The organism is Chryseolinea serpens (assembly GCF_900129725.1).
Taxonomy (GTDB): Bacteria; Bacteroidota; Bacteroidia; order Cytophagales; family Cyclobacteriaceae; genus Chryseolinea; species Chryseolinea serpens.
On record NZ_FQWQ01000002.1, the window covers coordinates 1,333,630 to 1,347,524 of the forward strand.

10 protein-coding genes are annotated in these 13,895 nt (G+C 53.0%); 1 reads left to right on the plus strand and 9 read right to left on the minus strand.

Features of this window, described 5'->3' with window-relative positions; genetic code table 11:
• Positions 1-9: 9 nt before the first annotated feature.
• The 3 genes from BUB30_RS19560 to BUB30_RS19570 form a co-directional block, all read right to left on the minus strand.
• A complete protein-coding gene (locus BUB30_RS19560) occupies positions 10-1,008 on the minus strand; it encodes a type 2 periplasmic-binding domain-containing protein (protein ID WP_073137134.1) in 999 nt (332 codons plus the stop codon).
• Positions 1,009-1,070: 62 nt separating this feature from the next.
• Entirely contained in the window at positions 1,071-2,483 is a 1,413-nt protein-coding gene (locus BUB30_RS19565) for a sulfatase family protein (RefSeq protein ID WP_073137136.1), read from the minus strand.
• A 311-nt stretch (positions 2,484-2,794) separates the two neighbouring features.
• Complete coding sequence (locus tag BUB30_RS19570; RefSeq protein ID WP_084138241.1) at positions 2,795-3,163, minus strand: winged helix-turn-helix transcriptional regulator; 369 nt, start codon at positions 3,161-3,163, stop codon at positions 2,795-2,797.
• Positions 3,164-3,286: 123 nt separating this feature from the next.
• On the opposite strand from BUB30_RS19570, the gene BUB30_RS19575 reads away from it, so the two are divergent.
• Positions 3,287-4,174 carry an NmrA family NAD(P)-binding protein gene (locus BUB30_RS19575; RefSeq protein ID WP_073137138.1) on the plus strand — a complete coding sequence of 296 codons (888 nt, stop codon included), beginning with the start codon at positions 3,287-3,289 and terminating at the stop codon, positions 4,172-4,174.
• An 89-nt stretch (positions 4,175-4,263) separates the two neighbouring features.
• Here BUB30_RS19575 and BUB30_RS19580 read toward each other — a convergent pair whose 3' ends face one another.
• The 6 genes from BUB30_RS19580 to BUB30_RS19605 form a co-directional block, all read right to left on the minus strand.
• Positions 4,264-5,655 (minus strand): sulfatase family protein, encoded by a 1,392-nt coding sequence (locus BUB30_RS19580; RefSeq protein ID WP_073137140.1) that lies wholly within the window; start codon positions 5,653-5,655, stop codon positions 4,264-4,266.
• Between the two features lie 22 nt (positions 5,656-5,677).
• Positions 5,678-7,321 (minus strand): sulfatase, encoded by a 1,644-nt coding sequence (locus BUB30_RS19585; protein ID WP_073137142.1) that lies wholly within the window; start codon positions 7,319-7,321, stop codon positions 5,678-5,680.
• Positions 7,322-7,398: 77 nt separating this feature from the next.
• On the minus strand, positions 7,399-9,039 hold the full coding sequence (locus tag BUB30_RS19590) for an arylsulfatase (RefSeq protein WP_073137144.1): 1,641 nt from the start codon (positions 9,037-9,039) through the stop codon (positions 7,399-7,401).
• 27 nt (positions 9,040-9,066) lie between these two features.
• Positions 9,067-9,546: a hypothetical protein gene (locus tag BUB30_RS19595; RefSeq protein ID WP_143164988.1), complete on the minus strand. Its 480-nt coding sequence runs from the start codon at positions 9,544-9,546 to the stop codon at positions 9,067-9,069.
• Between the two features lie 2 nt (positions 9,547-9,548).
• On the minus strand, positions 9,549-11,849 hold the full coding sequence (locus BUB30_RS19600) for an arylsulfatase (RefSeq protein WP_073137148.1): 2,301 nt from the start codon (positions 11,847-11,849) through the stop codon (positions 9,549-9,551).
• Positions 11,850-11,984: 135 nt separating this feature from the next.
• Positions 11,985-13,889, minus strand: coding sequence for an arylsulfatase (locus BUB30_RS19605; protein ID WP_084138242.1), 1,905 nt, complete (start codon positions 13,887-13,889; stop codon positions 11,985-11,987).
• Positions 13,890-13,895 lie beyond the last annotated feature (6 nt).

Here is a 13,895-nt window from a genome sequence, read left to right on the forward strand (position 1 = left end):
ATCAATTTCTTAAGGATTATTGCGGGCCGTCTTGGTCGAGCGACGCGTTTTCATCAGGTCGTCGGCACCTTCGCACGAGGAGACCGAAAGGGTCTTGAAGGTAGCGGAGGCAAGCGTGCGTTGGGCTTGCAGCGTTTGGTCATCGAATGCCAGGAAGCCCAGCGCGTGGCTGAATTGCTGACCTTGGGTGAGTGCCCAATGCAGGAAAATGCCGGCGGCTACATTCGATGAATTTTTGTTGAACAGGAAGTTTACATTTTCGGTCACGAACTTGCTGATGTTCGTTTTCTCGACGTAGGTGATCACCTCGTCCAGTGAACCATACAGTTGCTCCTCTTTATCCACTTTGCCGTTCTCATTCAAATCCAGGGGAATGACCGCCAGGCCTTCCACCACCTTGCGGGTGTTGACATCATAGATGAAGCCAAGGTTGTTGAACGAGATCCCATTCACATCCGACTTCACCGCCTTCGCCAGATCCTGGTCGTCGCCTTTCACACCCACGCCTTGAATGGCTTTGGGGTCGTGATCGAAATGAGCAGCAAAGGTCTTTGCAGCACATGCGGGTTTTTCGCGGGTGTACAACGTGATGGGCGAAGGATTTTGTGACGACGCAAAGAACGTTGGCGTTTCCGGGGTGAAGTACAATTTTCTAAAATCGGCTTCACTGAAACCGCGTGCCTGCAACTGTGCGAGATCGGGACGTTTGCTGTTGGCCACCGGCAGTTGTACGTAGCGCGTAAAGGCCACGCCACCGCGGGTCTCGGTCAATTCTTTATCGGTCAATGCATAGGCAGCAATCGAAAAGTCGATGCTATCGGCCGGGGCAGACGGAGCTATGGAGACCTGGATGTTGGGATATACCTTTTTAAATTCTTCTATCCATTTATTGATCAACGGATAGGCCAGGCGCGTACCGCGAATTTTCACGACACCGCTTTCTTTTTGCTGCCCGAAGGCAAACGAAACGCTCACGAGGAGCAAGAGCAGGATTCCGTACTTTTTCATATTTGTTTGATTAGGGTTATATTTTTTAACATTTCATTTCTATCCTCCGTGGTTCACTCCTGTTATTTGAAGCGATAGGCCGCGGCCTTTGCTTTCAGTTGCTGCACGATGTCGGGATGCTCGGCGGCTACGTCGCGTTGTTCTGCGGGGTCGGTCTCCAGGTCGAACAGCAGTCCCGCTAAAGCGGGTGTGCCCGTCTTCACGCCCGGGAAGCGGGTTGCTTTAGGTTGCTCAAAGGGCGCGAGCAGGGTCACGCCATCGGGAAGCCGCGGGTCGATCCAACTTTCGTCGGAGGGCAACTGCGCCGACTCCGGCGACAACAGGTGGAGTTTCCATTTGCCGCTGCGCACGGTTTGCAGTTTGTCGTTGTAAAATGAGAACAGCGCTTCGTGTGGCGATTTCGCAGGTGAGGTGAACAGGCTGAAAATGTCGCGGCCATCCAACAGGTGATCTTTCGGAAGCGCGAGTCCCGCTGCTTTGACGAGGGTAGGAAACAAGTCGATCACCCCCGCGGCCTCAGCGCTCACGTGCCCGGGCGCGATGTGTCCTTTCCATTTCACCAACAGCGGCACGCGTATGCCTCCCTCCCAGTTCTGCGATTTCATGCCCCGCAGTCCCCCTGTGGAGCCACCAAACCAGGGACCGTTGTCGGAGAGGAAAATGACGATCGTGTTTTCTTCCAGGTGCGCTTCCGCGAGCTTTTTCAGGACCTCTCCTACCGACCAATCCAACTCACGCATCGCGTCGGCATACAGGTCGTCTTTCGTTTGCGGGGTATAAAATTCTTCCGAAGGACTCAGCGGTTTGTGTGGCATCGCCTGGGGGAGATACAGGACGAAGGGTTTGTCTTTGTGTTGATCGATGAACGACACGGCGGCTTGCGTGTAGCGTTTGGTGAGCGTAGTCTGAACAACGGGGTACTCCACAACCTTTTCGTTTTCCATCAGCAATACCGGCCTCATATCATTGGAGTAGGGAATACCAAAATATTCATCGAAGCCGTGACGCGTAGGAAAGAACTGGGGCTTGTGACCGAGGTGCCACTTGCCGATGATCTTCGTGGCATAGCCAGACGTCTTGAACACTTCGCTCAACAACAATTGATCATCCCCGATCCCGATGTCGTCGCCGCCACGGAAGGTTTGAAAGCTGCTGTTTACTTTCTCCGGATTGGGGTTGAGAATGAGGCCATGGCGCAAGGGATACCGGCCCGTGAGCAGCGACGCCCGCGTGGGGGCACAATAGGGTGTGGGCGTGTAGAAATGTGTGAGCTTGGCGCCCTCGGCAGCCAGTTTGTCGATGTTGGGTGTTTGCCATCCCGGGGAGCCAAAGGATGACAAATCACCGTATCCCAGGTCATCGGCCAGGATAAGCACAACGTTCGGTCGGCGTGTAGCCCCACCGGGTTGGGCTTGGCTGGTGATGCCGGTTGTTGCCAGGGCAACGATCAACAGAAAATACAGATACAATTTCATCGAGGCGATTTCAAATGTGGTGGAGATAAATAAGGATGAGCGTTTGGCGCAGGGGAAAGCGTCAACAACAACATCCCATAGCAGGAGCAGGTCGTGGTGCTGCGGAAAGATTTGCCGCGGCGATATAAGCTATACGCGTGATGATTTCCACCATGTGAAGGAATATTGGGTTACAGGCAATCTGCCCGGAAATCGCTTCCGGGACAGGCGGAGGTCAATCTGGTGGCATTGATCTCTACTAATCCTATAGACAAAAATAGCAATGAATTGCCCATAAGCAATAGCCCGGAAAAGGATTTATTTTTTTGGCACTAGGCTGGGATGGCGGGCTTCGTCTTTTGGGGTACTGCAATCGTTTCTGTCGAGGCATATTCGAAGCCCCAGTCTTTCAACGCGGTCAGCACCGGGATCAGGGCCTTGCCTTTGGGGGTGAGGAAGTATTCTACGTGTGGCGGAATTTCGGCATAGACCACGCGCTCGAGAATACCATCCCGCTCCAGCTCGCGAAGCTGGGTCGTCAGCATTTGGCGGCTGATGTGTTTCAGGAGCATGCCCAGCTTACCGAAGCGGTTGATGTCGTTGTTGATGAGGTGGATGATGAAGATTTTCCATTTTCCCCCAATCACCGCCATGGTCGATACGACCGGGCAGTGTTCAACATTGTCTAAACTCATTTTCATAATGCCTTCATTTTCAGTGTGGGTAAGAAAAAACTGACTACATCCGTTTTTGATGCCTACTTACATTTTCAAGACCGAAGCGGTACTCTTGCCTTACAATTTTAACCCAAAAAAAATTCTGTCATGAAAAAATATGTCATCACCGGATCCCTGGGCCACATCAACAAACCGCTTGTAGCGGGATTGATCCAGGCAAAGAAAGACGTAACCGTCATCACCCGCGATGCGGGTAAGGTCAAAGAAATCGAAGCATTAGGGGCGAAAGCGCTGGTGGGCTCTGTGGCCGACCCGGCGTTTGTCACCGCCGCCTTTCGCGGCGCCGAAGTCGTCTACGCCATGATCCCTCCCATCTGGCAAGCCGACAACTGGCGGCGCGCGCAAGACGAAGTGGGCGACGCGTATGTCGAAGCCATCAAAGCGAACCGGGTTCCCTTCGTGGTGACGCTTAGCAGCATCGGTGCACATCTCAGCGAAGGATGCGGCCCGGTCAATGCCTTGCACGCGTTCGAAGAATCGCTGAACCGCATCGACGGCTTGCATGTAAAACATTTACGGCCTGCATCGTTCTACTATAACCTGCTAAACCAGATCGGCATGATCAAAGCAGCGGGCATCATGGGAAATAACTACGGCGAGCAAAAGATCCCCCTGGTCCATACGAATGATATTGCCGGCATCGCGTTGGAAGAATTGATCCAACTCAACTTCACCGGCCACTCCGTGCGTTATATCGTGAGCGATCTACGGACGGGCAACGAGATCGCTCAAGTGTTGGGTGAAGCCGTGGGCAAGAAGTTTCCATGGGTTGTCTTTTCTGACGAAGATCAATTGAAGGGTCTTTTGCAAGCCGGTGTTCCTTCCAGCCACGCGGTTCCATTTGTAGAGATGGGCAACGCGCTCCGGACGGGAAAGATGCAGGAGGATCTATTGAAACATCTCCCTGCTTTTGCGCCGACCAAATTGGAGCAATTCGCCAAGGAATTCGCGGGCGCCTTTGCGGCCAGCAATTAATAAGCCGTGCAACCTGCAAACAGAACCGCCTTTCTATTCATCGCAAGAAGAAAAGAAAGGCGGTTTTATCACTATATCATTTTATTCCCTCACTTACTTCCCTGGCGTTGCTTTCGTTTTGCAATGTGACTGTCATCAGACGGCATACGCTGCACCAGTGGCGGCGGTGTTTTGCCAAGCTTGTTTGTGGCAGCGTCCAGCGCCTTCAGCAAACCGGGCACGACGTCGTGTTTTTCCTTTAAAACGTTTTGTTGCTCACCCACGTCGGTCCGCAGATTGAAGAGCAGCGTATCGTGCGCATTGTCGGCGGTGACGGGTTGGTTTGGGGGGGCCGTTGCGGGGAAAATGATTTTCCAGTCGCCTTTGCGGAATGCTTCGATCTTGCCGTTGTAATAGTAGATGAACTCGTCGCCCTTGCGTTTGGTCTTGCCCGTGAGCACGGTGGAGATATCTTCACCATCGATTGGATTTTTAAATTTGTAATCCGTAGCTCCCGAAAGTCTCACGAACGTGGGGAAGATATCGAACATGAGGGCCAGGTCGTTGTTCTCCGTTCCGGGCTGGATCGTTCCCGGCCAATAGAAAATAGCCGGCACACGCTGACCGCCTTCAAAGGTGGTGCCCTTTCCATTGCGCAAAGGTTTGGCCGAGCCGCCCTCCACATCGAAGATCAACCAAGGCCCGTTGTCGCTGGTGAAAACCACGAGCGTGTTGTCCGCCACGCCGGCCGCGTTCAAAGCTTTCACGACCTCTCCTACGCTCCAGTCGATCTCTTCGATCACGTCGCCATACAACCCGCGCTTCGACTTGCCTTCAAATGCGGGCGAAGCATAGAGGGGCACGTGTGGCATCGAGTGGGCCAGGTAGAGAAAGAAAGGGCCGTTCTTATGTTTGTTGATAAACTTGACCGACTCCTCCGTATAGGTTTTGGTGGTATAGTGCTGGTCGACCGAAAAATTCTCCACTGTATTGCCGCGCAGATACACCACACCCTGCATGTCGTTGCTGTAGGGGATACCGAAGTATTCATCGAAGCCTTGTTGCAGCGGCAGGTATTCGCGGTGATGCCCCAGGTGCCACTTGCCGATGGCGCCGGTGGCATAACCCTGTGTCTTCAACGCTTCCGCAAGGGTGACCTCATCCGGCGAAAGGCCTGTAAAACTCTCGGGGAAGAAAACATGATCGATGCCCAATCGCTTTGGATACCGGCCGGTCAGCAAACCGGCACGCGTAGGACTGCATACCGGCGACGGCGTGTAGAACGAAGTGAACTTGAGCCCACCCGAAGCCAGCTTGTCGATGTTGGGTGTGCGAATGTCGGTGGCACCATATGGTCCGACGTCGTTGTAGCCCATGTCGTCGCAGAGGATGAAGACGAAGTTTGTTTTTTTTGATTTTGATTGAGCGCTCGTGCCGATGGCATGGACCAATGACGCCAGCAGCAAAGCAACCATGATTATTTTTTGGGAGCGGGTTTTCATTTCTTTCGGTGGTTTATCAAAGCTACAAAGTAAAACGGTCTTCCTGGCCATCAAATTCATTCACAAAAAATCCATTGCTGGGCCAAAGGGGATGCACGAGTTTCTTTTCCCAATCGGCCAGGGCGCTCTCGAGTTCCTTTACCTTTGCGGGATTCGCCCCGGCCACATTGTTACGTTCGGATTTGTCGGTGGCCAGGTTATATAGCGCCGTGATGTTGTCGTAACGGTTGATCACGAGTTTCCAATCGCCTTTGCGCACGGCCTTGTTAGCTCCGGCCCGCCAGAACAACGTTTCGTGCGGAACGACTGAATCGGTTTGCGTGAGGTAAGGAACAAGATTCACGCCGTCGTACTCGCGGCCGGGCGGAAGTTCAGCATGTGCTGCGGCGGCGGACGTAGTGAATATATCCAGCGACGAAACCGGCTTGTCGTACACCTTGCCCGCGGGCAAGTGACCCTTCCACCGCACGATGAAAGGAACGTTGATGCCGCCTTCGTAGAGCGACATCTTTCCGCCTTTCAAGGGTGCATTGTCCGTGGCGCCGGTATAGGTTGCTCCACCATTATCACTGATGAAATATATCAATGTATTTTCTTCCAGCCCCGAGGCTTTCACTTTCTTCAGGATCGCACCGATCGCATTGTCCAGGTCTTCGATCATGGCATAATACACGGCTTTCCGACGATCGATCCCTTGCGCTTCCAGTTTGGCTACATCATTTTTTGGTGCCTGAAACGGTGTGTGCGGGGCGTTGAAGGGAACGTAGAGGAAAAACGGTTTGTCTTTTTTTTGATCGATGAAGTTTATGGCTTCACCAGCGATCTTGTAGGTCAGGTATTCCTTCTCGTCCAGGATCTCATTGTTGCGCCGGATCAATGCATCTCCCTCCCGTCCGAATTCCCACACATGCGAGTCCATAATGCCGCGGTTGCGCACGTTCACAAAATCGTGATCCGTCGTATCGGCATACCAGGAAAATGCTTCATAAAATCCATAATGATAATCGAAGCCCCGGTTCAGCGGCTGGAAACTTTCGGCCGCGCCCAGGTGCCACTTTCCAATGATGCCCGTGGCATAGCCATTGTGTTTCAACAAATCGGCCAGCGTGATCTCTTGCAATGGCAACCCTTGTTTCGCGATGCTTTCGGCTGTCGGTGTCTTTGTCAGATCCGCAAACTCGAGTTGCTGCCGGTCAATGAATGTGTTGGCCAGTGAGCGCTCCAGGTAGTTGTGTATGTACCGGTTCACAGGCTGCGTCTCATGACCAAAGCGCTGCTGGTAGCGCCCCGTTAAGAGTCCAGCGCGCGACGGACTGCAAATGGAAGCGGTCACATAACCCTCGGTGAACTTCACTCCCGTTGCCGCCAGGCTGTCGAGGTAAGGTGTCTTCACGGGAGTAGGTCCGTAGAGCGGTATGTCCGTTTTCCCCAGGTCGTCGGCCACCAAAATGATGATGTTGGGTGGACGTTCGGCCGTATCGCGAACTACCGGTGCGGATAAAAATTGTTTTTTTTGTTCGATGCCTTTTTCGTCAAAAACAATATCCCAGTCATGCGACGCATACGGTCTGAGCACGATGGAAAACACGACCGCCAAGGGAACGGCGATGGCAAGAAAAATGCGGAGTATTTTTTTCCAGCGCGGTGGCGATTGGGTAGCGGTCATAAGAAAGTATGCAAATAGGTTTTGGGTTACGGATCGCCCGCGGCGCTCCGCTGTTTCTTCTTAAACGTAATCGGGGTTCATGGTGTTTGCAAGGATGCCCACTCCACCACGCCCGCCCGGGTTGCCCAGGCTTGGTACAAGGCAACCAGTTCGCGAAGCTTATCAGGATTCGATGCCGCCAGGTTTTTCAGCTCGGTGCGGTCGTCTTTCAGGTTGTAGAGCTCCCATTTATTTTCAGGATAGAACGACACGATCTTCCAGTCGCCTTTGCGCACGGCGCGGTTGCCCTGGTGTTCCCAGTAAATGGCGTCGTGGCCGGCGTACGGTTTTCCTTCGAAGGCATCCTTTAATGACAGGCCCTCTTGCGGTATCAGCCTGGCGCCTTTGTATTCTACCGGGTACTTCACGCCCGCCAAGGCAAGCAGTGTCGGTTGAATATCGATGACATGGGCTGGCGTATGTTGCAGGGTATTCGGTTGGATCTTGCCCGGCGCATAAACAATGAACGGCGTGCTGATCCCACCTTCATGCTCCCAATGTTTGAAGGCGCGGAAGGGCGTATTGCTCACGTTCGCCCAATTGTATTCATACGAAACATACGACTCCGGATTGTCGGCCGTTAGCGGCTTCACATAGTCAGCCACCTCTTTTGTCTGTTTTTTTCCGGGAAACGCATACTCATGACTGGCGCCATTGTCGGAGAGGAAGATCACATAGGTGTTGTCTTCCACGCCCAGGTCTTTTAGTTTTTGCAGAATGCGTCCCACGTTGTAGTCGATCCGGTCAACCATGGCGGCATACACCGCCATCTTCAGATCCCAAGCCTCCTTTTCGGATTGACGGAGTTGATCCCATCCGGGAATGAGCGAGTCGCGTGGCGACAATTTCCATTCCGGCCGCAGCATGCCGGAGGCCAATAATTTTTGATAGCGAGCACTGCGCACGACATCCCAACCCTGCAGGTATTTGCCCCGGTACTTGGCGATATCTTCCTTTCGGGCCTGAACCGGAAAATGGGGCGCGTTGTAGGCCGTGAACAAAAAGAAAGGTTTGCCTTCCGTGCGCGTTTCTTCCAGGAAGCCAAGTGCATGATCGGTAAATTCGTCGGTCAGATAAAATCCTTCCGGCTTTTTTTCAGTCGTAAAGTTTTCCAACTTCTGTACGTTCTTCACAAAGAAGTCCATATCCCCCAATTGAAAGGGATGGGGATAAAATTGATGACTCGTGCCGCCGATCAATGCAAAGTATTTATCATAGCCACGTGCGCCGGGCCATTGCTCCGGCGTGTTGCCTACGTGCCACTTACCCGACATGAGCGTGGTGTAACCGGCCGTCTTCAATCCTTCCGCAATGGTGATCACATTTCTATTCAGGTAGCCCTGGTAGGTAGGCTTGCCCAGGTTGCCGTTCATGAAACCCACCCCCGCCTGATGCGGGTACACACCTGTCTGCAACGCCGCACGTGTCGGGCAGCAACGAGAGGTGTTATAGAATTGGGTGAACCGCAATCCTCCGGCGGCGAGTCGGTCCAGGTTGGGCGTAGGAATTTCCGAACCGTACGCACCAATGTCGGAGAAGCCCATGTCATCCACGAGGATCAAAACAAAGTTGGGCTTGGCTGGTCCTTTACCCTTGGTCTTTGGCGGTGACTGTGCCATGACCGGCGCGAGAAGGACAGCGCATAAAACGGCAACGGCCGTAGCAAAACGTATTCTCATGAGTCGTTTCTCTTTTTTAACAAAGCATCATTCGGCATAGCTGGAGCGCATCTTCACGCCCCAGCGTCCGTTTTCTTTCGTGAGGATGTACAGCGACTCGTAAACACCTAGCTTGGAACCGTCCGCTTTATAACGACTGAACCGTGTGTCCACATGCACCTTGGTGTCGGATGCCTGAACGATGTTCCGGTGATCCCATGCACTGTGATCCCAGCCGCCTTTTTGCAAGGGCACAAATACGCTGGCTGAATCGCGAAGTCCCGCGTTCTCCAACACATTCATCTTGCCACTGGCCAGCCGGTGGTGGGGAAATTGGTACGTGGCTTCCCACGCTTTCAAGTTTTTCGCGTTGAAAGTGTTCATGTAATCGTCCAGCACCTTGTACACCTCGGCCTTCACCTTCGCGTCGATCTCGTGCGATCCGCGTTCGTTTCCTTCCGTCAGCTTAAAGGCTGTGAGTGCAACGCAGCCGAACAATACAGCCGCAAATAACATATTCCTCCTCATTCTTATTTCCCTCCGGTTACAGTAGCCGTTTCAGGTTGTCTTAATTCGACGGTGACTTTATTCAAGGTGCCACTGAAAGCAAACGGAACTTTGTAAGTATCCGACACGGGCGTGAGATCATCAAAGCCCACATTCAAGCCTTCATGTCCGAAGATGCTATTGGAGGTTTTATCAATACGCGCCTCCCCTACTTTTGTGCCGTTCACATACAATGTGCCCGTGCCACCGGAGTTCCTCGGACCGCCGTCGTACTTGAAATCAAATTTCAACAAGGCTTTACCGGGCGTGATCGCCTTGGCCGACGAGGTGACGTTGAATTTCGTCCATCCCAAGTTATAGGTAAAGTTCAGCTTCTGATCCTGCACAAAGAAGCTCGTGCCGTTGTCGCGACCACCGGTGGAGAACAACACACCGTCCGCGCCCTTCGCAGGGATTTCCACATCCGCCGTAAGGCTAAACGATTTATTTCTCAGGTCAGGAGCCGCCAGTTCCACAATGGTGGACGATCCGGGATAGAACACGATGACATTCCGTCCATCGAAGATCGTAGGACCAACAATGGGGGTGGCCAGATCTTTCAAAGGATATACATTGTATTTGTAGGCTTCCTTGTCAAAGAGTTCTTGCAGTTCTTTCAACTTCTCCGGGAACTTTGCCGCCAGGTCGGTCCGTTCGTTGAAGTCCTCATTGAGGTTATACAATTCCCATTTGTCCTGGTTGAAGTCCTCGCCGTCTTTGTGCAGGGCGCCGGCCTTCCAGCCGTCTTTATAAATAGAGCGCGATCCCTTCACTTCATAGTGCTGGACGGCGTGCTGCGAAGGAGCCGCCGCGTTGTTGATGCTATACGCCAGGCTGGTGCCTTCGATCGGTTCTTGTTTATAGCCGTTGATCGACGCGGGCACTTGCGCATGGATCAACTCGAGCGTGGTCGGCAACACATCGATGACGTGACCATATTGATGACGAACGCCACCCTTTTCTTTAATGCCTTTCGGATAGAAAACGATGAGCGGGTTGCGCGTACCTCCCTCGGTGTTGGCATCTTGTTTCCAATACCGGAAAGGCGTGTTGGCCGCCATCGCCCAACCCAGTGGATAATTCACTTTGGAGAACTCCGTACCGATCAGGTCAATGTTCTGAATATTTTTTTGCAACACTTGCTCTTGCGTCAGTGATGGGTCGGTGTTGTTCACCACGCCCACAAACGTTCCTTCCTTGCTGGCGCCATTGTCGCCCACGGAAACAAAGATGAGTGTGTTGTCGAGCTGACCGGTCTTCTTCAGGTATTTAATGATCCTTCCGATCTCATAGTCCGTTTGCGTGAGGAACCCTGCGTACACTTCCATGAAGCGTGCATATAATTTCTTCTCGTCCGCGCCAAGCGTGTTCCAGTCTTTGATGCCGGGATTACGCGGTGGAAGTACAGTGTTCTTCGGCACAACGCCTAACTTGATCTGGTTTGCCAAAACCACCTCGCGGTACTTGTCCCAACCCGCATCAAATTTTCCTTTGTAACGATCAGACCATTCCTTGGCGACCTGGTGGGGCGCGTGACCTGCGCCCGGTGCTACATATAAGAAGAACGGCTTATCCGGTGCCGACGATTCTTGTTCCGTAAGATATTGAATGGCCTTATCGGCTAAGAGCGTGTTAAGATGCTTGCCTTTGGTGTCTTCATATTGACGACGGGTATCCTCCCAAAGCTGCGGGTGAAATTGATCCTGGCTTCCGCGATAGGGAAAGCCATAAAAATGTTCGAAGCCGCGGCCGGTAGGCCAGCGGTTGAAAGGTCCGGCGGCGGTGAGATCGGCGAGTGGCGTGATGTGCCATTTACCAAGGGCATAGGTATTGTACCCATTCTCCTTCAGGAGTTCAGCGACAGTAGCTTTCTCAAACGGCATGCGTGCATCGTAACCCGGTGTCCCTACGGCGTTCTCCGGGAAGAGACCCATGTGCACGGAGTGCGAGTTGCGTCCCGTGAGCAGGGCTGCGCGTGTAGGCGCGCAAATGGCCGTGGTGTGAAAGTTTGTATAGCGCAGGCCTTGGTTGGCCAATGAATCGAGGGTCGGGGTTTGGACGAGTCCGCCGAATGTGCTGATGGCGCCGTAGCCGATGTCGTCCAGCAGGATCCATACAATGTTGGGTGCTCCTTCGGGGGCTTTTTTCTTTTCGGGCCACCACTGTTGCGTCTCTGCGAGGGTCTTTCCGATCTTTCCCTGGTAGGGTTGCTGCGGGTCCGATTGCGCGATCAGCAGCGTGGCGCTGGTGGTGACCATCAGCGCGGTGGCAAGTATATTTTTCATGACTATGTTCTTGTTAGAAAAAATTAAGATTGTATTTGATTCAGGTCCGAATGGGTCTCACTCACGCGAGGCCATCGGCATGAAATCCACCATGGGCGAAGGAATGGCAATTACCTCCGCCCATCGGGCACATTGTTACTTCGACGCGGTGGTCTTTACCGGCGCTTTTGGCGGCGGCTGAAGTTTGTATCGCTCCGCGGCATGTTCGATATCGATGAGCGGGTAGATATTATACTTCGCCGCTTCCGCATCAAACAGGTCTTTCAGTTCTTTCAATTTTTCAGGATATTTTTTTGCGAGATCTTTCAACTCATTAAAGTCCTCGTTCAGGTTGTAGAGTTCCCAAACTTCTTTTTCAGGATTGTTTTCAATGGCCGGCTTGGCTTCGCCTTTGTAGGTGAACAACTCCAATGAAGTAGGATGGTGTGCTGCTGCAGCCTTCCAGCCATCTTTGTAAATGGCCCGGTTGCCAAAAATGCAATAGTACTGTTGCGTATGGCGCGTGGCCGCTGTCTTGTCGTTGAGCGAGAAGGCGAGGCTGGTGCCGTGCAACGGATCCTGCTGGATGCCTTGTATGGCTTCCGGTTGTTTCACGCCCGTCAGCTCCAGCGTTGTCGGGAACAGATCGATCAGGTGGGAGTATTGTTCTCGGATACCGCCTTTTTCTTTCACTACTTTCGGATAGTAGACAATGAGCGGGTTGTGCGTGCCTCCTTCGGCGTTGGCATCGCTCTTCCACAAACGGAAAGGCGTGTTCGTGGCCTGCGCCCAGCCCAGGGGATAGTTGGCTACGCTGGCCACTTCTTTGGTTCCGATCTTATCGTATTCGCCCAGGATAAACTTCTTGTATTCGTCGCGCGTGATCGCGTCAGCACCAAAGCGAATGGACTTGGTGGTCACACCGTACTCAAGTCCTTCCTTACTACCACCATTGTCGCCGATCATCACAAACACCGCCGTGTTTTCGAGTTGGCCGGAGGTTTTCAAATAATTGATGAAGCGTCCGATCTCGTGGTCGGTTTCTTCGAGGAAGCCGGCATACACTTCCATGAAACGCGCATACAAATGTTTCTCTTCCGCAGGCAGGTCTTTCCATGCCTTCAGATACGGATCGCGCGGTGGCAACTGTGCATTGGCGGGGATCACACCGAGTTTCTTTTGGTTGGCGATCACTTTCTCGCGATAGACATCCCATCCTTCATCGAACTTGCCTTTGTACTTGTCGGACCAGACTTTGTCTACCTGGTGCGGGGCATGACCGGCGCCGGTAGCATAGTAGATGAAGAAAGGTTTTTCCGGCGCTAGTTCTTTTTGGCGTTTAACGTAGCTGATCGCCTTGTCGGCCAACAGCTCATTCAGGTGGCGGCCGTCGGATTTGATGTGTTGGTTGTCTTCCACCAGGTCTGGCTTGTACTGGTCAGTGGCTCCTCCCAGGAAACCATAGTTGTGATCGAAGCCCTTACCGGAAGGCCAGCGCAGGAACGGACCCAGGTCGGTCGATTCATCATCGGGTGTAAGGTGCCACTTGCCCAGTTGATAGGTGCTGTAACCATTTTCGTGAAGCACTTCGGCGATGGTGCCTTTCTGTGGAAGGATGTGGCCGTTGTAGCCGGGGTAATCGGCGGAGAGATAAAAATGGGGGAACAACCCCATGCCTACCGAATGGTGGTTGCGGCCCGTGAGCAAGGCCGAGCGCGTGGGCGAGCAGATGCCGGCGGTATGGAAATTGGTGTAGCGCAGGCCTTGGTTGGCCAGTGAATCGAGATGAGGGGTCTGGATCAATCCCCCGAACGCGCTGGTCGCACCATAGCCCACATCATCCAAAATGATCCACACGATGTTAGGCGAATTGGCGGCCGCCTTCTTCACGTATTCGACTTTATACGGCTGCGAGTCTTTTGCCGATTTGCTGATCTTTCCTTTCCAGGCAGCATCCGGATTTTGTTGTCCTAAGGCAGGCGACAAAAAGAATGGCGCCGCTACCAAAGCCAGGGATAAAAACTTCAGGTTTCTATACCCGGAACGAAATGGGGTTTTCATTGGGGT